The organism is Limosilactobacillus sp. (assembly GCF_022651205.1).
Classification (GTDB): Bacteria; Bacillota; Bacilli; order Lactobacillales; family Lactobacillaceae; genus Limosilactobacillus.
In genome coordinates, this window is the sequence record NZ_JALCQI010000003.1 from 67,238 (window position 1) to 86,700 (window position 19,463).

Annotated in this window: 31 protein-coding genes; 30 read left to right on the plus strand and 1 reads right to left on the minus strand. The window is 41.0% G+C overall.

Translation table 11 applies throughout. The features are described from left to right. Positions 1-71 precede the first annotated feature (71 nt). Both guaD and LKJ51_RS01730 read left to right on the plus strand, forming a co-directional pair. Complete coding sequence (gene guaD / locus LKJ51_RS01725; protein WP_291980058.1) at positions 72-1,412, plus strand: guanine deaminase; 1,341 nt, start codon at positions 72-74, stop codon at positions 1,410-1,412. 12 nt (positions 1,413-1,424) lie between these two features. Further along, positions 1,425-2,750, plus strand: coding sequence for a uracil-xanthine permease family protein (locus tag LKJ51_RS01730; RefSeq protein WP_291980059.1), 1,326 nt, complete (start codon positions 1,425-1,427; stop codon positions 2,748-2,750). A gap of 58 nt (positions 2,751-2,808) precedes the next feature. Here the strand turns inward: LKJ51_RS01730 and LKJ51_RS01735 are convergent, their stop codons facing one another. After that, positions 2,809-5,706, minus strand: a complete 2,898-nt coding sequence (locus LKJ51_RS01735) for a YfhO family protein (RefSeq protein ID WP_291980061.1) — start codon at positions 5,704-5,706, stop codon at positions 2,809-2,811. Positions 5,707-6,050: 344 nt separating this feature from the next. On the opposite strand from LKJ51_RS01735, the gene rpsJ reads away from it, so the two are divergent. The 28 genes from rpsJ to LKJ51_RS01875 form a co-directional block, all read left to right on the plus strand. Continuing rightward, positions 6,051-6,359 (plus strand): 30S ribosomal protein S10, encoded by a 309-nt coding sequence (rpsJ, locus tag LKJ51_RS01740; protein ID WP_003716651.1) that lies wholly within the window; start codon positions 6,051-6,053, stop codon positions 6,357-6,359. 41 nt (positions 6,360-6,400) lie between these two features. Further along, positions 6,401-7,063 carry a 50S ribosomal protein L3 gene (gene rplC, locus LKJ51_RS01745; RefSeq protein WP_003716652.1) on the plus strand — a complete coding sequence of 221 codons (663 nt, stop codon included), beginning with the start codon at positions 6,401-6,403 and terminating at the stop codon, positions 7,061-7,063. Positions 7,064-7,085: 22 nt separating this feature from the next. Further along, positions 7,086-7,709 (plus strand): 50S ribosomal protein L4, encoded by a 624-nt coding sequence (rplD, locus tag LKJ51_RS01750; RefSeq protein ID WP_291980062.1) that lies wholly within the window; start codon positions 7,086-7,088, stop codon positions 7,707-7,709. Beyond that, positions 7,709-8,002 (plus strand): 50S ribosomal protein L23, encoded by a 294-nt coding sequence (rplW, locus tag LKJ51_RS01755; protein ID WP_289536507.1) that lies wholly within the window; start codon positions 7,709-7,711, stop codon positions 8,000-8,002. The genes rplD and rplW overlap by 1 nt, the downstream gene beginning before the upstream one ends. A gap of 25 nt (positions 8,003-8,027) precedes the next feature. Next, positions 8,028-8,873, plus strand: a complete 846-nt coding sequence (gene rplB, locus LKJ51_RS01760) for a 50S ribosomal protein L2 (RefSeq protein WP_291980063.1) — start codon at positions 8,028-8,030, stop codon at positions 8,871-8,873. Positions 8,874-8,913: 40 nt separating this feature from the next. Further along, complete coding sequence (gene rpsS, locus LKJ51_RS01765) at positions 8,914-9,189, plus strand: 30S ribosomal protein S19 (RefSeq protein ID WP_003716656.1); 276 nt, start codon at positions 8,914-8,916, stop codon at positions 9,187-9,189. A gap of 18 nt (positions 9,190-9,207) precedes the next feature. Further along, complete coding sequence (gene rplV, locus LKJ51_RS01770) at positions 9,208-9,555, plus strand: 50S ribosomal protein L22 (RefSeq protein ID WP_291980064.1); 348 nt, start codon at positions 9,208-9,210, stop codon at positions 9,553-9,555. A gap of 12 nt (positions 9,556-9,567) precedes the next feature. Further along, positions 9,568-10,227, plus strand: coding sequence for a 30S ribosomal protein S3 (gene rpsC, locus LKJ51_RS01775; protein ID WP_291980065.1), 660 nt, complete (start codon positions 9,568-9,570; stop codon positions 10,225-10,227). A 2-nt stretch (positions 10,228-10,229) separates the two neighbouring features. Next, positions 10,230-10,664 (plus strand): 50S ribosomal protein L16, encoded by a 435-nt coding sequence (gene rplP, locus LKJ51_RS01780; RefSeq protein WP_291980066.1) that lies wholly within the window; start codon positions 10,230-10,232, stop codon positions 10,662-10,664. Further along, positions 10,654-10,860: a 50S ribosomal protein L29 gene (gene rpmC, locus LKJ51_RS01785; RefSeq protein ID WP_003716660.1), complete on the plus strand. Its 207-nt coding sequence runs from the start codon at positions 10,654-10,656 to the stop codon at positions 10,858-10,860. Before rplP ends, rpmC begins: the two co-directional genes overlap by 11 nt. A gap of 25 nt (positions 10,861-10,885) precedes the next feature. Beyond that, positions 10,886-11,152 (plus strand): 30S ribosomal protein S17, encoded by a 267-nt coding sequence (rpsQ, locus tag LKJ51_RS01790; protein WP_003716661.1) that lies wholly within the window; start codon positions 10,886-10,888, stop codon positions 11,150-11,152. 64 nt (positions 11,153-11,216) lie between these two features. After that, on the plus strand, positions 11,217-11,585 hold the full coding sequence (gene rplN, locus LKJ51_RS01795) for a 50S ribosomal protein L14 (RefSeq protein WP_003716662.1): 369 nt from the start codon (positions 11,217-11,219) through the stop codon (positions 11,583-11,585). Between the two features lie 34 nt (positions 11,586-11,619). Then, complete coding sequence (gene rplX / locus LKJ51_RS01800; RefSeq protein ID WP_003716663.1) at positions 11,620-11,928, plus strand: 50S ribosomal protein L24; 309 nt, start codon at positions 11,620-11,622, stop codon at positions 11,926-11,928. Between the two features lie 30 nt (positions 11,929-11,958). Further along, a complete protein-coding gene (rplE, locus tag LKJ51_RS01805) occupies positions 11,959-12,501 on the plus strand; it encodes a 50S ribosomal protein L5 (RefSeq protein ID WP_291980067.1) in 543 nt (180 codons plus the stop codon). Between the two features lie 15 nt (positions 12,502-12,516). Next, complete coding sequence (locus LKJ51_RS01810) at positions 12,517-12,702, plus strand: type Z 30S ribosomal protein S14 (protein ID WP_003716665.1); 186 nt, start codon at positions 12,517-12,519, stop codon at positions 12,700-12,702. A 30-nt stretch (positions 12,703-12,732) separates the two neighbouring features. Continuing rightward, positions 12,733-13,131 carry a 30S ribosomal protein S8 gene (rpsH, locus tag LKJ51_RS01815; RefSeq protein ID WP_040530800.1) on the plus strand — a complete coding sequence of 133 codons (399 nt, stop codon included), beginning with the start codon at positions 12,733-12,735 and terminating at the stop codon, positions 13,129-13,131. Between the two features lie 29 nt (positions 13,132-13,160). Next, a complete protein-coding gene (gene rplF / locus LKJ51_RS01820) occupies positions 13,161-13,697 on the plus strand; it encodes a 50S ribosomal protein L6 (RefSeq protein WP_291980068.1) in 537 nt (178 codons plus the stop codon). Positions 13,698-13,765: 68 nt separating this feature from the next. Beyond that, positions 13,766-14,122, plus strand: coding sequence for a 50S ribosomal protein L18 (rplR, locus tag LKJ51_RS01825; RefSeq protein ID WP_040530802.1), 357 nt, complete (start codon positions 13,766-13,768; stop codon positions 14,120-14,122). 22 nt (positions 14,123-14,144) lie between these two features. Further along, positions 14,145-14,654 carry a 30S ribosomal protein S5 gene (gene rpsE / locus LKJ51_RS01830; RefSeq protein WP_291980069.1) on the plus strand — a complete coding sequence of 170 codons (510 nt, stop codon included), beginning with the start codon at positions 14,145-14,147 and terminating at the stop codon, positions 14,652-14,654. A gap of 14 nt (positions 14,655-14,668) precedes the next feature. Then, positions 14,669-14,851, plus strand: coding sequence for a 50S ribosomal protein L30 (gene rpmD / locus LKJ51_RS01835; RefSeq protein WP_003716670.1), 183 nt, complete (start codon positions 14,669-14,671; stop codon positions 14,849-14,851). Positions 14,852-14,883: 32 nt separating this feature from the next. Further along, entirely contained in the window at positions 14,884-15,318 is a 435-nt protein-coding gene (rplO, locus tag LKJ51_RS01840) for a 50S ribosomal protein L15 (RefSeq protein ID WP_291980070.1), read from the plus strand. Further along, positions 15,319-16,644 carry a preprotein translocase subunit SecY gene (secY, locus tag LKJ51_RS01845; protein WP_291980071.1) on the plus strand — a complete coding sequence of 442 codons (1,326 nt, stop codon included), beginning with the start codon at positions 15,319-15,321 and terminating at the stop codon, positions 16,642-16,644. Between the two features lie 2 nt (positions 16,645-16,646). Further along, entirely contained in the window at positions 16,647-17,297 is a 651-nt protein-coding gene (locus tag LKJ51_RS01850; protein ID WP_434737668.1) for an adenylate kinase, read from the plus strand. A 129-nt stretch (positions 17,298-17,426) separates the two neighbouring features. Then, positions 17,427-17,645: a translation initiation factor IF-1 gene (infA, locus tag LKJ51_RS01855; RefSeq protein ID WP_040530804.1), complete on the plus strand. Its 219-nt coding sequence runs from the start codon at positions 17,427-17,429 to the stop codon at positions 17,643-17,645. Between the two features lie 35 nt (positions 17,646-17,680). After that, positions 17,681-17,800 carry a 50S ribosomal protein L36 gene (rpmJ, locus tag LKJ51_RS01860; RefSeq protein ID WP_003714521.1) on the plus strand — a complete coding sequence of 40 codons (120 nt, stop codon included), beginning with the start codon at positions 17,681-17,683 and terminating at the stop codon, positions 17,798-17,800. Positions 17,801-17,830: 30 nt separating this feature from the next. After that, a complete protein-coding gene (rpsM, locus tag LKJ51_RS01865) occupies positions 17,831-18,196 on the plus strand; it encodes a 30S ribosomal protein S13 (RefSeq protein WP_291980073.1) in 366 nt (121 codons plus the stop codon). A gap of 34 nt (positions 18,197-18,230) precedes the next feature. Next, positions 18,231-18,620, plus strand: coding sequence for a 30S ribosomal protein S11 (rpsK, locus tag LKJ51_RS01870; RefSeq protein ID WP_003716676.1), 390 nt, complete (start codon positions 18,231-18,233; stop codon positions 18,618-18,620). A gap of 82 nt (positions 18,621-18,702) precedes the next feature. Next, positions 18,703-19,463 (plus strand): DNA-directed RNA polymerase subunit alpha (locus tag LKJ51_RS01875; RefSeq protein WP_291980074.1); only part of this gene is annotated, 761 nt, incomplete at its 3' end.

Sequence of the window (19,463 nt, forward strand, 5' to 3'; positions counted from 1 at the left end):
GATTTAGTATTTACATTTAAAATAGTTCGTGTTAATCTAATGGTACAAATTTGTTGAAGGGGAATATCTTAATGGAGAACCTAGTTGTTCATGGGACTTACTTTACTTCTCAGAATGCGAATAAGGTAGAGTCGCATGAGAATTACCTAATCTGCATTGATCAAAGTGGTACCATTAACCGAACGGTAGCACCATCTGATAAGGAATATTCGAAATTACTGGAAAGTGCACGAAAACAAGAACGATTAATTTATTTGAAACCTAATCAATATATTCTACCGGGATTCATTGATCTTCATGTTCATGCTCCACAGTGGCCACAGGCTGGCCTTGCACTTGATTTACCCTTAGCTGACTGGCTGAATCACTATACATTTCCGCTAGAAGCTAAGTTTAGTGATCTTGACTATGCACATCGGGTATACCGGGATTTTGTTCATGAATTATTAAGTCAGGGGACCACGACAGCATTAATGTTTGGGACGATCCATAATAATGCTAATCTTGAGTTGGCACAGCAATCAATTGCACAGGGGTTGCGAGCCTTTGTTGGTCAGGTAGTGATGGATAATCCTGAACAGACACCTGACTATTATCGCAACCAGTCCACAACGACTGCACTACAGGATACCGAAAAGTTTATTCAGTCGATTTTTGATTTAAGACGGCAAACGACTTCAACTATTATGCCCGTGATTACACCACGCTTTGTTCCAAGCTGTACAGACGAAGCATTAAGTGGCCTTGGACAACTGGCTAGACAGTATGACTTACCAGTACAATCTCATTTAAGCGAAAGTAATTGGGAACACGGGTATGCAATCAAGAGGTTCGGAATTCACGATACTTCAGTGATGGAACGGTTTCATCTATTGACCAAGAGATCGGTAATGGCACACGGAACGCAACTAACTGACTCTGACCTTGAACTTTTGCGTCAAAGAGGAACTTCAATCGCTCATTGTCCAATTTCTAATATTTACTTTGGCAACGGTGTGTTACCGGTAAAAAAACTATTGATTCACGGAAACCAAGTTGGACTAGGGAGTGACATTTCTGGTGGGTATTCACCAAGTCTCTATCACAATATTCGTCAGGCAGTGAAGTCATCGCAAATGCTAACGGATGGAGTTGATAGCTCCAAACCCACCGAAAAGCGCGGGGTAAGGGGCTCACGGATAACAATGGCAACTGCTTTTTATCTAGCTACGGTTGGCGGTGCTAAAGCGCTTCGATTAAAGACCGGGGAGATTGCTCCTGGTTATCAGGCTGACTTTCAAATTGTCAATGGTCACCGGTCATTAATGAAATTATCAAGGATGGATGTTTTCCAGCGTTTAATGTACCAAACCGAACAACAGGATATTCACAGCGTTTATGTTGCCGGTAAAGAGGTTTATAGAAGAGAGTAGGAGGAAATTTTAATGGATGAAAAGGCACAATTATTAATTGGACCTGATGAAAAGGTACCAACGGGGGAAGCAATCTTATTAGGATTACAGCACGTATTGGCAATGGATGTGTACGTGCCACCGATTATTCTTGGTGGTTTATTGGCAATGGGCGCTGCCGATTCGACTGGCTTATTACAGGCAACATTTTTAGCCTGTGGAATTGGGACAATCCTTCAAACGGCATACTTCATGAAGATGCCAGTATCTCAAGGCCCGTCATTTGTTCCGTTAACGGCAGCGGCAGGAGTTGTCCTTGCTAGTGGAGGACTTCACGGTGGTGGAATGTCAACGCTAATGGGGGCGTTGCTTGTTGGAGCGATCCTTTTGATTCTCCTTGGCCTAAGTGGTGTTTTTCAAAAAATTATTAATCGCTTAGTACCTGCTGTAGTTGGTGGGACGATTATTACTTGCGTTGGTTTATCCTTAATTCCTTCAGCATTAAATGATAATATTTTTGAAGCTAAGGGGGATGTTTACCAAAACATGGAGTTAGCCGGGATCACCGCTGCAATTCTAATTGTTTGTGTTGCCATCAGTATTCGTTTCCCAAAGGTTCAGAAGTTATTCAAGACCGGTTCGATTGTTATTGCTTTATTAGCAGGAACTGCAATTAGCGCCTCAATGGGTCGATTTGATGCTTCATCAGTCGCCGCTGCTCCTTGGTTCAGCCTTCCTCAACGCACCATTTTTCACTGGGGAATCCACTTTGATATGACCGCAATCTTTACCTTCATTATTATTTATGCAATCTTAACCACTGAAACAACTGGTACATGGTTTGCTATGGGTGCCGTAACAAACCATGAAATTACGGATAAGCAATGGAACCGGGGGATCATCGGTGAAGGACTTAGTTGTCTAATTGCTACAATTACCGGTTCAACACCAGTTACGGGTTATTCTACTAATGCAGGAATTATCTCAATTACTGGTGTTGCTAGTAAGATCGTTTTCGTTGCTGCTGGAGTATGGTTCGTGATTTTAGGATTTTGTACAAAACTTTCGGCTTTCTTAGCCGCTATCCCTGCACCGGTAATCGGTGGTGTCTTTGCTATTATTACCGTAACGATTATGTTAAATGGGTTAAACGTTATCCGGAATTTAAAAGTTCGTGAAAGTGATCTATACATTATCGGGTTGCCAATCGTAATTACTATTGCGTTAGTATTAATCCCACAAAAGATTGTTCATGGTGCTCCACAGATGATTCAGTACCTTCTTGGCTCACCGGTAGCAATGGCAGCAATCACAGCAATTATTCTTAACCTAGTAATGCCAAAACGAGCTAAGATTTAGTCAATAATAAATGAAAAGGTGAGAGGAAAACTGGCGGTTTTCCTCTCACTTTCATTTATTATTTATTTTGCTTTTTCAAAGTGAAAATTAATGAGATAAGGGCGGCTAATATGGTCCAACATAATCCAACAATACTAATAATTAGACCAGGACGGAAGCCAGGAAGTTGGTATGTAAATGTTATTTGGTGAGTCCCAGTAGGAAGTGGAATTCCTAAGAATGCTTGGTTAGTTCTAACAGTTTTTACTGTCTTACCATTTACCGTTGCATGCCAACCACTTGAGTAAGGAATTGATGAAGTTAAAATTCCTTTCCTGTTAGTAGTGATGGTTCCTTGAACTCGGTTTTGACTAAATTTAAGTTTACGTAAACCATGACGTTTGATGGTTGCCACTTGCTCTTGATAATGATTATCGAACTTTTCTGCAACTACCTGATACTTTAGCTGGTAAGTACCAAGTTTAGTTGGCTGGAACGATAATCGATCCGGGAGACCACCATTGTAATAGCCGATATTTAATGTTGAGTTTTTAACCTGCTTAAAGAAGGAAAGGGTGCTTTGCTTTGGCTGATTGATTGTTGCGGTACCAAAGCGACTGCCAACATTAATTTTGAAGCTAATGTCGGGGGAACCATTAAGAATGTGATAGCGCCAGTACCGATATTGATTATATTTATGGTTAATGGCACTTCCGGGCTTAGTGGCCATTTGTTGTAAGTGCTGTTGTTCATAATTAATTTGTTCCTTCATTGAGAATGGTGTGAACTTGATCTTGCTAAATTCAATGTGAAGTTCAGAACCACGAAGTCGATGCCGAAAAGCAGGACTTGCTAGTTGAGGGAGTTCAATATGGTATTTCTCTTCGCTATCAGTATATTTTAGGTGTCCGGGGTTAACCTTATTTAAGCGGTTTGAAATTAAATTACTCTTTAACTTGTAGACATGATTATTGAGACTAGCTACTTTCATTCCCTTAGTCACGCCTTTTTGATTAACGACAACACCACTAGCAAGAGCTCGTTCTTTTTCTGTAGGAGAAAGTTTTTGGTAACGGGAATGACTAATGTAAGAATCCTGCCAGTAAATCAGTGGAAAGGCATTATTAGTCTTATAGCGATTGGTTTGAGTTGGGATGAAATCCTTCTTATTCTTAATATCACTTGGCTGACCAGAATCGTAATTAATAATTGGCGTAGAGGATTGATCTAAGAAATAGCCAGCTGGGATCTTTGTAGCATTTTCACTATCACTTTGTACGAATAGATATTTAACGCCTAAGAAATTATTTAAAACGGTTCGATCGTCAACCTGACGAAGGGGAACGTTCGCTTGATACTGATTGTTTTGTAAACTTGTACTGAATTTTCCTAGGTATTGGTTTTGAAGCGAGTAGTACGAATCAATATTATGAAGTCCAGAAGTGAGATCGTTGTCAATGGTAGGGACGTCAATAATTTGATTTTGACTAATTGTCGATACTCGGTAGGAGGGAGTGCGACTTAGGCCATTATCAAGTCCACCATACCGCATTGCCATCATTTGCTGGTACTGACCCCGATTAAGCATTTTAGTGCTGAAATCACCGTTATAAGGGAAAGATGCGTAAATTGCGTTGAAGCCTGCGTTTAGAACAATAATTCCTAAAAGATATAGCTGTGGGTGTGCAAGTCGGTGAAAGCTAATTAGCCAGAGAAGAAGTAGTGAAGTTAAGAGAAAGAGGAGGGGGATGACAATATCGTTTTCGTTTTCAAAAAGAAATGTAAGCAGGAGAACTACTACGTAAATTCCGGTTGCATAGGTAATTGTTTTTAATGATTTATGAGAAAGCGTCTGAGCATTTTCTACTAATAAGCAGATCGCCATTGATAGTGGAAGGTAAATCAAGAGCGTCCAACGGTTTGAAGCTGCCATCATACCATTAAACATCGCCCCAACAGCTGGAATGAGGAGCATAACGAGAGCAATTCCCAAACTAATTGTGATTAGTGGGTATTGTTTAGCGTGAATATAAACATAGACGAGGGCAATAAATCCAATTGAAACGATCCCCAGAGCACTCCAAAACATGAACGACCATTGATCGCCATTGATTAGCTGTTTTGGTAAGAAGAGGTAGTAATAAAGAGGATAAACCTTCAGACCGTTTGCAAACTGTGCACCAAGTCGAGTGGAATGACTAACTGCGATTAATTCTGGAATCCACATCACGGCTGATAAAAGTAGACTGGTGATGGTTGCAAAGGCTAATTTGAGAAATGTTGAAAGGTAGTTAAGTTCCTTTCGATACCTCGTTACAACACGAAGGATAAGGTAGAATAATGAACCAATACCGAGAATGAAGGCCAAGTAATAATTGCTAATTAGCATCCAGGTAAATGCACCTGCTAAAGGCCATGCAGATCCTCCTCGGAGAATTCGCTCAATTTGGATCACTATTATAGGAAAAAGAATGAACGGTGTGCTGAAAAACGGTTGCGCAACACAAGCATATAATAGAAAAGAATTAACCAAGTAGGCAGTTGTCCCTGCAAGAATTGTTGTATTCCTAAACTTAAAATGCTGTGCAAAGTAGATAAATGATAGGCCTACACAATACATCCGAATGATGCTAATGAACTGGTAGGCGCGAGTAATCTTATGCGCAGGAAAAAGCAGGGCCAGATATGAAAAAATATCACCAACATTATAATAGGAAAAAACTTGAAAAGTATCGGAGCCTAATCCGAATTGCCAAGACCAGAAATTAATCTTTCCGGGGTGGTGGAAGAAGCTAATCACTGCCTCACGGTACTTCTCTAAAAGCGGAAGATGTTGATTTAAGGCATCTTTGCTCCAAATAATGCTATGACCGGTTACTAAATATGTACCAAAAATACATAATGCAAGAAATAAAAAAAGGACGGTGTATTCAAGATATAATTTTATAACTGGTCTTTTCTTAAACGAAAAATCCATAAATAACTCCTTGATAAATAAATGTACAATGATCATATTTTAGCATTTGTCAGAAAAAACACGATAAAAAGTAACAAAATATTGCAAGAAAATTTCGTAGTGCAATCATTTTGTAAAGAAAAAAGTTAAATTTATTTGCTAAAAAGCTTGATATAGCAATCATTCTTTAGTATTATGGATAGGTGCTTGAGTTCGGGAGGTATATTTTGCATACCCCCAGATGAAGTTAAGCTGCGAAGCGTTGATGCGGAAGGTTGCGACACACCCGGCCGCTTTGCCACAGGATGTGGCGGTAATTTCCGCGGAGCTAGTCAAATTTTAAATCTGACGAAGGAGGGAATATAATGGCAAAACAAAAGATTCGTATTCGGTTAAAGGCTTATGAACACCGTATTCTTGATCAATCAGCAGACAAGATTGTTGAAACTGCAAAGCGTACAGGTGCTCAAATTTCAGGTCCTATCCCGTTACCTACTGAACGGACTATCTACACTGTTCTCCGTTCACCACACAAGTTCAAGAAGTCTCGGGAACAATTTGAAATGCGCACTCACAAGCGTTTGATTGATATCGTTGATCCAACACCAAAGACTGTTGATTCACTTATGAAGCTCGATCTTCCTAGTGGTGTTGATATCGAAATTAAATTGTAATTATTATTCTAGATTAAATAAATTTTTTAGGAGGTGTACTCATGGCCAAAGGAATCTTAGGTAAAAAAGTTGGGATGACTCAAGTTTTTACTGACAACGGTGAATTGGTACCAGTTACAGTTATTGATGTAACACCAAACGTTGTTATGCAAATCAAGACCGTTGAGAATGACGGTTACAACGCTGTTCAACTTGGATTTGATGATAAGCGCGAAATCTTGAGCAACAAGCCTGAACAAGGTCATGCAGCAAAAGCAAACACGACCCCTAAGCGCTTCATCGGTGAAATCCGTGACGCTGAATTAGGGGATGACATCAAGGTTGGAGACGAAGTTAAGGCTGATGTCTTCAATGAAGGTGAAACTGTCGACGTTACGGGTGTTACAAAGGGTCATGGTTACCAAGGTAACATTCACAAGGACAACCAATCACGTGGACCTATGTCACACGGTTCTCGTTACCACCGTCGTCCAGGTTCATTAGGACCAATCATTAACCGTGTCTTCAAGGGTATGAAGTTACCAGGTCGTATGGGTGGCAAGACCGTCACTATGCAACACCTTGAAGTTGTTAAGGTTGATCTTGATAACAATGTTCTTTTAATTAAGGGTAACGTTCCTGGTGCTAACAAGTCATACGTTACTATTAAGAATTCTGTGAAGGCTAACACTAAGAAGAGCCTGAGCAAGCAACACAACAAATAATTAAGAAAGGAGGAAGTTAATAATGACTAGCGTTAATTTATACAAGCAAGATGGTAGCCAAAACGGTACTATCGATTTGAATGCTGATGTATTCGGCATCGAACCAAATGAAAATGCTGAATTCGAAGCAATTCTTCGCCAACGCGCTTCAATGCGTCAAGGTACTCATGCCGTAAAGAACCGTTCAGCTGTTAGCGGTGGTGGTAAGAAGCCATGGCGTCAAAAGGGTACTGGTCGTGCTCGTCAAGGTTCTATTCGTTCACCACAATTCCGTGGTGGTGGTATCGTCTTCGGACCTACTCCACGTTCTTACAAGTACAGCCTTCCTCGCAAGGTTCGTCAACTTGCTATTAAGTCTGCCCTTTCTCAAAAGGTTCTTGACAACGCATTAGTTGTTGTTGATGCATTAAACTTTGATGCACCAAAGACTAAGGAATTTGCAGGAGTTATGGATAACCTTAAGGTTGCCGAAAAGGTATTGGTTGTTGTTACTGATGATGACAAGAACGCTGCTTTGTCTGCTCGCAACTTGGCAAACGCCACTGTTGTTACACCCGCTGGTGTTAACATCTTGAGTGTTGTTGACAGTCAAAAGATCGTCATCACTAAGTCAGCTCTTTCTCAAGTAGAGGAGGTGCTCGCATAATGGAAGCACGCGAAGTTATCTTACGTCCAGTTGTTACCGAAGCCTCAATGGCCGGTATGGACGACAAGCGTTACACATTCGATGTTGATTTACGAGCAACTAAGACACAAGTAAAGAATGCTGTTGAAGAAATCTTTGGTGTTAAGGTTGTTAAGGTAAACATCATGAACTTAAAGGGTAAGAAAAAGCGTCAAGGTCGTTACGTTGGTTACACTAAGCGTCGTCGTAAGGCTATTGTCACTTTATCTGCCGACTCAGATGAAATCAAACTGTTTAACGACAGTGAAAACTAATCATTAGAAAAAGGAGGAAAATATAGTGGGAATTCGTAAGTACAAACCTACCACTAACGGTCGCCGTAATATGAACGGTTACGACTTTGCTGATATTACAAAGTCAGCTCCAGAAAAGTCATTATTGGCTCCTTTGAAGCACAAAGCCGGTCGTAACAGTTATGGTCACATTACTGTTCGTCACCGTGGTGGTGGTGTAAAGCGTCAATACCGTATCATTGACTTTAAGCGGATTAAGGATAATGTACCCGCAACTGTAAAAGCAATCGAATACGATCCAAACCGGACTGCTAACATTGCTTTGCTTGTTTACGCTGATGGTACTAAGTCATACATCTTGGCTCCTAAGGGTCTTAAGGTTGGTATGACTGTTCAATCTGGTCCAGAAGCTGATATTAAGGTTGGTAATGCTCTTCCATTGAAGAACATTCCAGTTGGTACTGTTATTCATAACATTGAATTGAAGCCAGGCAAGGGTGGACAATTAGCTCGTTCAGCTGGTGCATCTGCTCAATTACTTGGTAAGGAAGAAAAGTATGTTCTTGTTCGTCTTTCATCTGGTGAAGTTCGGATGGTTCTTGCTACTTGCCGTGCTACTATCGGTACTGTTGGTAATGATGAACATGCTTTGCTGATTAAGGGTAAGGCTGGTCGTACTCGTTACGCAGGTCAACGTCCACACGTGCGTGGTTCTGTTATGAACCCTAATGATCACCCACATGGTGGTGGTGAAGGTAAGCAACCTGTTGGTTTACCATCTCCTCTGTCTCCATGGGGTAAGAAGACCGCTGGTAAGAAGACACGTTCACACAAGGCTCGTTCAAACAAGTTCATTGTTCGTGGTCGGAAGCGCGGTCCACATACTCGTTAAGATTAGATATCGTTTAAATACCCGAGAGGAGGTACACTAAATGGGTCGTAGTTTGAAGAAAGGACCTTTCGCTGACGCTTCTCTATTAAAGAAGGTTAAGGAGCAAGAAGGTTCTGATAAGAAGACCGTCATCAAGACATGGTCACGTCGTTCAACAATTTTCCCAAGTTTTATCGGTTATACTTTCGCTGTATATGATGGTCGTAAGCACGTGCCAGTTTACGTACAAGAAGATATGGTTGGTCATAAGCTTGGTGAATTTGTTCCAACACGGACTTTCCATGGTCACGCAACTGATGACAAGGCAACTAAGTAAGGAGGGTGAACAATAGACATGGCTGAAAACATTACATCCGCTAAGGCAACTGCTAAGATGGTTCGTGTTTCTGCACGTAAGGTTCGTCTTGTTTTAGACGCCATCCGCGGTAAAAGCGTTGCTGAAGCATTTGCTATTCTGAAGTTCACTCCCCGTGGTGCTGCTTCAGATGTTGAAAAAGTATTAAATTCTGCTGTTGCAAACGCTGAAAACAACTTTGACTTGGATCGTGCTTCACTTGTAGTTAGAGAAGCATTCGCAAACGAAGGACCAACCCTTAAGCGGTTCCGTCCACGTGCCAAGGGTTCCGCTTCACCAATTAACAAGCGGACTAGTCACATTACAGTGGTTGTTACAGAACGATAGGAGGAATGAATAGTGGGTCAAAAGATCAATCCTAATGGTTTTCGTGTTGGGGTCATTCGCGACTGGACTGCTAAGTGGTACGCAGAAAAAGATTTTGCTAACTACTTAAACGAAGACCTTCGGATCCGTAAGTACATTGAAAAGCGACTTGCTGATGCCTCAGTATCAACCGTTGAAATTGAACGTGCTGCTAACCGCGTAAACGTCTCAATTCATACTGCCAAGCCAGGTATGGTTATTGGTAAGGGTGGTTCAGAAGTTGAAGCACTTCGTAAGGAATTAAACAAGTTAACTGGCAAGCGTGTCCACATTAACATTGTGGAAATTAAGAAGCCAGATTTAGATGCTCACCTTGTTGGTGAAAGCATCGCTCGTCAATTGGAAGCACGTATTGCATTCCGTCGTGCAATGCGTGGTGCTATGCAACGTGCAATGCGTGCTGGTGCTAAGGGTATTAAAACCCAAGTCGCTGGTCGTTTGAATGGTGCAGATATGTCACGGGTTGAATCATACTCTGACGGAACTGTTCCTTTGCACACATTACGTGCCGACATTGATTACTCTTGGGATGAAGCACACACTACATACGGTGTTCTTGGTGTAAAGACTTGGATTTACCGTGGTGAAGTATTGCCAACCAAGAAGAATAACGATGAAGAAGGAGGGAAGTAAACATGCTAGTACCTAAGCGAGTTAAGCACCGTAAGGTTCAACGTGGCCACATGCGTGGTGAAGCCAAGGGTGGTAAGACTGTTTCATTCGGTGATTTTGGTTTACAAGCATTGGATTCCCACTGGATTAGTAACCGTCAAATTGAAGCTGCTCGTATCGCTCTTACCCGTTACATGAAACGTGGTGGTAAGGTTTGGATTAAGATCTTCCCTCAACTTTCCTACACTAGCAAAGGTGTTGGTGTCCGGATGGGTAATGGTAAGGGTGCCCCTGAAGGTTGGGTTGCCCCAGTTAAGCGTGGCAAGGTAATGTTCGAAGTAGCAGGTGTATCTGAAGAAACTGCTCGCGAAGCTTTACGTCTTGCCGGTCACAAGTTGCCAGTTCGCACTAAGATCGTAAAACGTGAGGAAGTAGGTGGACAATCTAATGAAAAGTAAAGATTACGTACAAGAACTGAATGGATTAACCACTGAGAAGCTACTTGACCGTGAAAAGGAACTGAAGGAGCAATTATTTAACTTACGTTTCCAATTAGCAACCGGCCAATTGGAAAACACTGCAAGTCTTAAGCAAGTACGCAAAGACATTGCCCGGGTTAAGACAGTTCTTCGTCAACAAGAATTAAATAAATAAAGAATACGAAAAGGAGGATTAGCGCATGAGTGAAGAACGTAATGCACGTAAGGTTTATCAAGGCCGCGTTGTTTCCGATAAAATGGATAAGACTATCACTGTTGTAATTGACACTTACAAGAGTGCCCCAATTTACGGCAAGCGTGTTAAGTACTCAAAGAAGTACTACGCACATGACGAAAACAACGAAGCTAAGACTGGCGACACTGTACAAATCATGGAAACACGTCCATTATCTGCAAAGAAGCGTTTCCGTCTTGTAAAAATTGTCGAAAAGGCTGCTACCCTTTAATTAGCAGACAACTCTAAATTTCGTATTCTAATTCTTATTCAAAGATGGAAGGAGGACATTAACCGTGATTCAACAAGAAAGTCGGTTGAAGGTCGCTGATAACTCCGGTGCCCGCGAAATCTTGGTAATCAAGATCTTAGGTGGTTCCCGAGTAAAAACAGGTAACATTGGTGATATTATTGTTGCTACTGTAAAACAGGCAACACCAGGTGGCGTTGTCAAAAAGGGTGACGTTGTTAAGGCTGTTGTAGTACGGACTAAGCAAGGTCTACACCGTAAAGATGGTTCATACATCAAGTTTGATGAAAACGCTGCTGTTTTGATTAACAACGATAAGAGCCCTAAGGGTACCCGTATTTTTGGCCCAATTGCTCGTGAACTTCGTGGAGATGACTTCATGAAGATCGTTTCATTAGCTCCAGAAGTTCTGTAAGATTTACCCAAAAATAAGGAGGTGCACTATCAACATGTTCATTAAAACAGGTGACAAAGTTCGCGTTATCGCTGGTAAGGACAAGGGCAAGGAAGGTACTGTAAAGAAGACCATTGCCTCTGCAAACCGTGTGATCGTTGAAGGCATTAACATGGTTAAGAAACACCAAAAGCCAAGTAACTCAAACCCTAATGGCGGAGTTATTGATACTGAAGCTGCTATCAGTGCTTCAAATGTTATGCTGATTGATCCTTCTACTAACGAACCAACCCGTGTTGGTTTCAAGTTCGTTGATGGTAAGAAGGTTCGTTTTGCCAAGAAATCTGGCAAGACTATCGACTAAAATTAATTACGAAAGGAGGAATAACTTCCAATGGAAAATCGTTTAAAAGCTAAGTACGAAAGTGAAATCCGTCCAGCATTGATTGAAAAGTTTAACTATTCATCAATCATGCAAGCACCTAAGATTGACAAGATTGTCTTAAACATGGGTGTTGGTGATGCTACTACCAACTCTAAAAACCTTGATGAAGCCGTTGAAGAATTGGGCTTGATTTCTGGTCAAAAGCCTTTAATTACTAAGGCTAAGAAGTCAATTGCCGGCTTCCGTCTTCGTGAAGGAATGTCAATTGGTGCCAAGGCCACTTTACGTGGTGAACGCATGTATGATTTCTTGGATAAGTTGATTAATGTTTCATTACCTCGTGTTCGTGATTTCCATGGTGTAAGCAACAAGTCATTTGATGGCCGTGGTAACTACACTTTGGGAATTCGTGAACAATTAATCTTCCCTGAAATTGATTTTGATAAGGTTAACCGTGTTCGTGGTTTGGATGTTGTTATCGTTACAACTGCAGAAACTGATGAAGAATCACACGAATTACTGGCTCAACTTGGTATGCCGTTCGCTAAATAAAGGAGGTTCCACAAATTGGCTAAAAAATCAATGATTGCTAAGTGCAACCGTCCAGCTAAGTTCTCAAGTCGTGAATACACACGCTGTGCTCGTTGTGGACGTCCGCACTCAGTTTACCGTAAATTCCACTTATGCCGGCTTTGCTTACGAGAACTTGCCCACAAGGGACAAATTCCTGGTTTAAAGAAGGCTAGCTGGTAAACAAATCACCGACAAAGGAGGAAAACATCGATGTCTATGAGTGATCCAATCGCAGATTTCTTAACTCGCATTCGTAATGCTAATATGGCTCAACACGAATCAGTAGAAGCACCTGCATCAAAGATGAAGAAGGACATCGCTGAAATCTTAAAGAATGAAGGTTTCATTCGCGATGTTGAATACGTTGACGATAACAAGCAAGGCATCATTCGTGTCTTCTTAAAGTATGGTAACGACGGTCAACGGGTTATTTCCGGATTAAAGCGGATTTCTAAGCCTGGTCTTCGTACATATGTTAAGGCTGACGCTGTGCCAAAGGTTCTCAACGGATTAGGGATTGCCATTATCTCAACATCTGAGGGTGTTGTGACTGACAAGGTTGCTCGCGCCAAGAAAATTGGTGGCGAAGTTATCGCCTACATTTGGTAATTAATTAAATTAAGTTAGGAGGTGCAAGCATGAGTCGTATTGGTTACAAGGAAATTGATCTACCAGAAGGCGTAGAAATTTCTCAACAAGGTAATGTTGTGACTGTAAAGGGTCCTAAGGGTACTTTAAGTCGCGAAATCTCACCATTGATCAAGATGAGCGTTGAAGGTAACGTTGTAAAATTTGATCGTGATGATGACAACAACCAAGTTAAGATGATTCACGGAACTACCCGTGCAAATGTTAATAATATGGTTGAAGGTGTTGTTAATGGATTTAGTAAGACCTTGAAGCTTGTTGGTGTTGGTTACCGTGCACAATTTAAGGGTAACAAGCTTATTTTGACTGTTGGTTACTCACAACCAGTTGAAATGGACAAGCCAGAAGATGTTGATATTAAAGTTCCAGATAACACCACAATTGAATTAAGCTCAATCAACAAGCAACATCTTGGTGATTTTGCTGCTTTAGTTCGTGCCGTTCGTTCACCTGAACCATACAAAGGTAAGGGTATTCGTTACGAAAACGAACATATCATTCGTAAGGAAGGTAAGACTGGTAAGTAATATTAAGTTGCTTATTCGTTATTGCCTTAAAAAAGTTAAACTAAATTTTATATTAAGAGGTGACTGTTGTGATTTCTAAACCAGATAAGAACAAGATCCGTCAACGTCGTCATATGCGCGTTCGCGGTAAGATTTCTGGTACTGCGGAGCGCCCACGCTTAAGTGTTTACCGTTCAAACAAAAACATTTACGCTCAATTAATTGATGACGTAAAGGGTGTGACGCTCGCAAGTGCCTCCACAATTGACAGTGAAGTTAGTGGAAAGAGCAAGACTGAACAAGCTAGTGGTGTTGGTGAATTAATCGCCAAGCGTGCTGCTGCTAAGAACATCACTAATGTTGTTTTTGATCGTGGTGGATACTTATACCATGGTCGTGTTCAAGCATTAGCTGAAGCTGCTCGTGAAAACGGACTTAAATTCTAAGGAAAAGGAGGAATAACCTGCAATGACATCATCAGAATTCATTGATCCAGCAAAGTTGGACTTAGACGATCAAGTTGTTGCCATTAACCGGATTACCAAGGTTGTTAAGGGTGGTCGTCGGATGCGTTTCGCCGCTTTAGTTATTGTCGGCGATCGTAAGGGCCATGTTGGTTTTGGTACTGGTAAGGCTCAAGAAGTTCCAGAAGCTATTCGTAAGGCTCAAGCTGCTGCTGAAAAGAACCTGATTACTGTTCCAATCGTTGGTACTACTATTCCACACGAAGTTATTGGTACTTACGGTGGTGGACGTATCATGTTGAAGCCAGCTGTTGAAGGTTCTGGAGTTGCTGCCGGTGGTGCGGTTCGTAACGTTATGGACCTTGCCGGTGTAGCCGATGTTACTTCAAAGCGTCTCGGTTCAAACACTCCTGTTAACGTTGTTCGTGCAACATTCGAAGGTTTGAAGCAATTGAAGAGCGCTGAAGAAGTTGCTAAACTTCGTGGTGTTTCTGTAGACCACTTAGCAGAATAAGGAGGGCACTAATTATGGCTCAAGTTAAAGTTACTTTAATCCACAGTGTTGCCCACCGTCAGCCAACTCAACGTCGGACTGTTAAGGCTTTGGGTCTTGGTAAGATTAACAGTTCTGTTATTTTGCCAGACAACGCTGCAACACGTGGTCAAATCTTTAAAATCGCTCACTTAGTTTCTATTGAAGAAGTTAAGTAATTACAATTAAATAATAAGGAGGTGCCTACTAAATGAAGTTAAACGAATTAAAACCTGCTGCAGGTTCTCGTTCAAAGCGTCTTCGTAAGGGTCGTGGCCTTTCATCTGGTCATGGTTTTACTTCTGGACGTGGTACTAAGGGTCAAAAGGCTCATGGTAAGACACGTTTGGGCTTTGAAGGGGGTCAAATGCCACTTTACCGGCAAATCCCAAAGCGTGGTTTCACTAACATTAACCGCAAGGAATACGCTATTGTTAACTTAACCACTTTAGACCGCTTTGAAGATGGTACTGAAGTTACTCCACAATTATTGATGGAAAGTGGTATCGTTAAGAACTTGAAGAGCGGCATTAAGGTTCTTGGTAATGGTAAGCTTACTAAGAAGTTAACTGTAAAGGCTAATAAGTTTTCTGCTTCAGCAGTATCAGCTATCGAAGCTGCTGGCGGTAAAACTGAGGTGATGTAATTGTTTACAGCCGTCAAGAATGCATTTAAGGTTAAGGACATTCGTAAAAAAATATTCTTTACCTTATTTGTATTAATTGTTTACCGGATTGGGGCGGCGATCACAGTTCCTGGTGTTAATGCTGCTGCCCTGCAGGAAATTTCATCGACAGGTTTAGCTTCAATCCTGAACACCTTCAGTGGTGGTGGACTTGAAAACTATTCATTATTTGCAATGGGAGTTTCACCTTACATTACTGCACAAATTGTTGTTCAATTATTGCAAATGGATATTGTTCCACGATTTGTTGAATGGAGTAAGCAAGGTGAAGTTGGTCGGCGAAAATTGAACCAGGCAACTCGGTGGTTAACGATTGTTCTTGGTTTTATCCAATCGATTGGGATAACCGCTGGGTTCAATGCCTTAAGTTCAATTAAGCTTGTCAACCATCCAAATGTAACAACATATCTTACCATTGGATTAATTCTTACGGCAGGAACAATGTTTGCTACTTGGATGGGTGATATGATTACTGAGCGAGGATTGGGTAATGGTGTTTCCATGCTTATCTTTGCTGGTATTGTTGCTCAAATGCCTAGTGGTATCTATCAACTATGGCAAGACCAAATTGCTGGTGAATCAGGTTCAGCACTTTGGATGGGAATCGGATTTGTTGCTTTAGTGGTGATTGCATTAATTATTATTGTTGCTTTTGTCACTTGGGTACAACAGGCAGAACGTCGCTTACCAATTCAGTATACTCGGCGGACTACGACTTCACCTGCTAGTAGTTATCTACCATTGAAGATTAATGTTTCTGGTGTTATTCCAGTTATTTTTGCTGGTTCATTTATTTCAACACCACAAACAATTTTAATGGCATTTCAACAAAACCATGGTGGAGATAGCTGGTACCAAGTATTGTCTACAATTTTCAATATGCAATCTGGACCAGGGATTACATTATATATTTTCTTAATTGTTGTATTTACCTTCTTTTACGCCTTTGTCCAAGTCAATCCAGAAAAACTTGCGGAGAACTTGCAGAAACAAGGGAGTTACATTTCAGGAGTTCGTCCTGGAAAGGGTACTCAGCAATATGTTTCAGCATTATTAATGCGTTTAAGTACTGTTGGTTCACTATTCTTGGGGTTAATTTCATTAATTCCATTAGTTGCCAGCAATGTATGGAACCTAAGTCAATCAATTGGTTTAGGTGGTACTAGTTTACTTATCATTGTTCAAATTGCTCTTGATGTTGTTCGTCAATTGACTGGTTTAACAATGAAACGTGAATATATCGGATTTATTCGAGGGCCAAGACCAGAAGGAGGACAATTACAATGACAATGAATCTTGTTTTAATGGGTTTGCCAGGTGCTGGTAAAGGTACTCAAGCTCAACGGATTGTTGAGGATTTTGATATTCCTCATATTTCTACCGGAGATATTTTCCGGGCAGCAATTAAGAATGAAACGCCAATGGGAATTGAAGCTAAAAAGTACATTGATAAGGGTGAACTTGTTCCTGATGAAGTTACTAATGGCATCGTTAAGGAACGGCTTGCAAAAGATGATACGGCAAAGGGCTTCATGTTAGATGGCTTCCCACGTAATCTTAACCAAGCAGCTGCTTTGGATAAGATGTTGGCTGAAAGTGATCGGCAACTAGATGCGGTTATCAATATTCACGTCGAACCAGATGTATTGGTAGAACGACTAAGTGGTCGATTTATCTGTCGTAATTGTGGTGCAACTTATCACAGAGTATACAACCCGCCGAAGGTTGAAGGTACTTGTGATGTTTGTGGTCATCACGAATTTTATCAACGTGATGATGATAAACCCGAGACCGTTAAAAATCGGTTAGATGTTAACATTAAGTTAAACACACCACTGGTAGATTACTACCAAAAGAAGGGTGTTTTGTACACAATCGATGGTCAACAAGATATTGACAAGGTTTACGAAGATGTTAAGAAGGTATTAGATAACCTTTAAGCTGTTAAGCCTTGCGAAGTTTAAGTAGTTATGCTAAACTTTGTAAGGTTTATATAGCTTACAGTGGAAAATGATGTCGTTTTCCACCGTTTTTACGTCATTTCTTGGTTATGCAAGGAGGAACCAATTGTGGCAAAAGCCGATGTGATTGAAGTTGAAGGTAAGATTACTGAAACCTTACCTAATGCGATGTTTAAAGTTGAATTGGAAAATGGTGCTGAAATTTTAGCACACGTTTCTGGTAAAATTCGGATGCACTATATCAAGATTCTACCTGGTGACCGTGTTAAGGTTGAAATGTCACCATATGATTTGACCAAGGGTCGGATCACTTTCCGGTTTAAGTAGTAATTAAACAGTAACTCTCTAGGAGGATTAATAAAATGAAAGTAAGACCATCAGTCAAGCGGATGTGCGAACACTGCAAGATCGTAAAGCGTCATGGACGTGTTATGGTTATTTGCTCTGCTAATCCTAAGCACAAGCAACGTCAAGGTAAGTAATTTATTTAAATAAGGATGGAGGTGTAATAAATGGCTCGTATCGCAGGTGTCGATTTACCTCGTGACAAGCGAATTGTAATCGGCTTAACATACATTTTTGGAATTGGTAACACTCGTGCTCAAAAGATTTTAAAGGCTGCCGGTGTTTCAGAAGATATTCGTGTTCGTGATTTAACTCCTGAACAAGAAGAACAAATCCGTACTCAAGTTGACCAATACCAAGTTGAAGGTGACTTACGTCGTGAAGTTACTATGAACATTAAGCGGCTCCAAGAAATTGGCTCATACCGTGGAATGCGTCATCGTCGTGGTTTACCAGTTCGTGGTCAACACACTAAGAACAATGCTCGTACTCGTAAGGGTAAGGCAGTTACTATTGCTAACAAGAAGAAGTAATTATATTTTAATATAAAGGAGGTTAGTACTTAATATGGCAACCAAAAAAGGTACGCGTAAGCGTCGTGCAAAAAAGAATGTTGAAACTGGTGTTGCTCACATTCACTCAACATTTAACAACACTTTGATCATGATTACTGATGTTCAAGGTAATGCTGTGGCTTGGTCATCAGCCGGTGTATTAGGATTTAAGGGCTCACGGAAGTCAACTCCTTTTGCCGCTCAAATGGCTTCAGAAGCTGCCGCAAAGCAAGCTATGGAACATGGTATGAAGACTGTTGAAGTTGAAGTTAAGGGACCAGGTTCTGGTCGTGAATCAGCTATTCGTGCTCTTCAAGCTACTGGTTTGGAAGTTACTGCTATTCGTGATGTAACTCCAGTTCCTCATAATGGTTCTCGTCCTCCAAAGCGTCGTCGTGTTTAATTGACATTGCTGGAGTTACGAATCCATCAATGGCCTTTTAGTCTAAAATACGAACTGCGTTTGAAAGGGGTATAGAGATAGAATGATCGAATTTGAAAAGCCAAACATTCATAAGGTTGAAGAAACTGATAGCTACGGTAAGTTCGTTGTTGAACCGCTCGAACGTGGTTATGGAACTACACTTGGTAATTCATTAAGACGAGTTTTACTTGCATCATTACCTGGTGCTGCCATCACTAGTATTCAAATTGATGGTGTTTTACATGAATTCAGTACTGTTGAAGGTGTAACTGAAGATGTAACCCAAATCATTTTGAACTTGAAGAAGGTTTCACTGAAGATTGATTCAGAGGAACAAAAGGATCTCGAAATTGACGTGAAGGGTCCTGCTCAAGTTACCGCCGATGACATTCAAGGCGATGGTGAGGTTAAGGTTCTTAATCCTGACTTATACATTGCTACTGTTGCGGATGGTGCTGAATTGCACATTAAGATGACTGCTGACAAGGGTCGTGGTTACTTCTCTGCAAATGATAACAAAGCTCGAATGGATGACCTTGCAATTGGTGTTCTACCAATTGACTCCATCTATACCCCGATTGAACGTGTTAATTACACAGTTGAAAATGCTCGGGTTGGTCAGCGTAATGATTACGACAAGCTAACCTTAGATGTTTGGACTGATGGTTCATTAACACCGACTGAAGCTGTCAGTTTAGGTGCAAAGATTTTAACTGAACACTTGGCAATGTTTGTTAACCTTACTGAAGAGGCTCAAAATGCTCAAGTGATGGTTGAAAAGGAAGAAACCCATAAAGAAAAGATGCTTGAAATGACAATCGA

Bases quoted from the DNA above. Each gene is read 5' to 3' on its own strand.
- guaD (WP_291980058.1), top strand. From the start codon at position 72: ATGGAGAACCTAGTTGTTCATGGGACTTACTTTACTTCTCAGAATGCG.
- LKJ51_RS01730 (WP_291980059.1), top strand. From the start codon at position 1,425: ATGGATGAAAAGGCACAATTATTAATTGGACCTGATGAAAAGGTACCA.
- LKJ51_RS01735 (WP_291980061.1), bottom strand. From the start codon at position 5,706: ATGGATTTTTCGTTTAAGAAAAGACCAGTTATAAAATTATATCTTGAA.
- rpsJ (WP_003716651.1), top strand. From the start codon at position 6,051: ATGGCAAAACAAAAGATTCGTATTCGGTTAAAGGCTTATGAACACCGT.
- rplC (WP_003716652.1), top strand. From the start codon at position 6,401: ATGGCCAAAGGAATCTTAGGTAAAAAAGTTGGGATGACTCAAGTTTTT.
- rplD (WP_291980062.1), top strand. From the start codon at position 7,086: ATGACTAGCGTTAATTTATACAAGCAAGATGGTAGCCAAAACGGTACT.
- rplW (WP_289536507.1), top strand. From the start codon at position 7,709: ATGGAAGCACGCGAAGTTATCTTACGTCCAGTTGTTACCGAAGCCTCA.
- rpsS (WP_003716656.1), top strand. From the start codon at position 8,914: ATGGGTCGTAGTTTGAAGAAAGGACCTTTCGCTGACGCTTCTCTATTA.
- rplV (WP_291980064.1), top strand. From the start codon at position 9,208: ATGGCTGAAAACATTACATCCGCTAAGGCAACTGCTAAGATGGTTCGT.
- rplP (WP_291980066.1), top strand. From the start codon at position 10,230: ATGCTAGTACCTAAGCGAGTTAAGCACCGTAAGGTTCAACGTGGCCAC.
- rpmC (WP_003716660.1), top strand. From the start codon at position 10,654: ATGAAAAGTAAAGATTACGTACAAGAACTGAATGGATTAACCACTGAG.
- rpsQ (WP_003716661.1), top strand. From the start codon at position 10,886: ATGAGTGAAGAACGTAATGCACGTAAGGTTTATCAAGGCCGCGTTGTT.
- rplX (WP_003716663.1), top strand. From the start codon at position 11,620: ATGTTCATTAAAACAGGTGACAAAGTTCGCGTTATCGCTGGTAAGGAC.
- rplE (WP_291980067.1), top strand. From the start codon at position 11,959: ATGGAAAATCGTTTAAAAGCTAAGTACGAAAGTGAAATCCGTCCAGCA.
- rpsH (WP_040530800.1), top strand. From the start codon at position 12,733: ATGTCTATGAGTGATCCAATCGCAGATTTCTTAACTCGCATTCGTAAT.
- rplF (WP_291980068.1), top strand. From the start codon at position 13,161: ATGAGTCGTATTGGTTACAAGGAAATTGATCTACCAGAAGGCGTAGAA.
- rpsE (WP_291980069.1), top strand. From the start codon at position 14,145: ATGACATCATCAGAATTCATTGATCCAGCAAAGTTGGACTTAGACGAT.
- rpmD (WP_003716670.1), top strand. From the start codon at position 14,669: ATGGCTCAAGTTAAAGTTACTTTAATCCACAGTGTTGCCCACCGTCAG.
- rplO (WP_291980070.1), top strand. From the start codon at position 14,884: ATGAAGTTAAACGAATTAAAACCTGCTGCAGGTTCTCGTTCAAAGCGT.
- LKJ51_RS01850 (WP_434737668.1), top strand. From the start codon at position 16,647: ATGAATCTTGTTTTAATGGGTTTGCCAGGTGCTGGTAAAGGTACTCAA.
- rpmJ (WP_003714521.1), top strand. From the start codon at position 17,681: ATGAAAGTAAGACCATCAGTCAAGCGGATGTGCGAACACTGCAAGATC.
- rpsM (WP_291980073.1), top strand. From the start codon at position 17,831: ATGGCTCGTATCGCAGGTGTCGATTTACCTCGTGACAAGCGAATTGTA.
- rpsK (WP_003716676.1), top strand. From the start codon at position 18,231: ATGGCAACCAAAAAAGGTACGCGTAAGCGTCGTGCAAAAAAGAATGTT.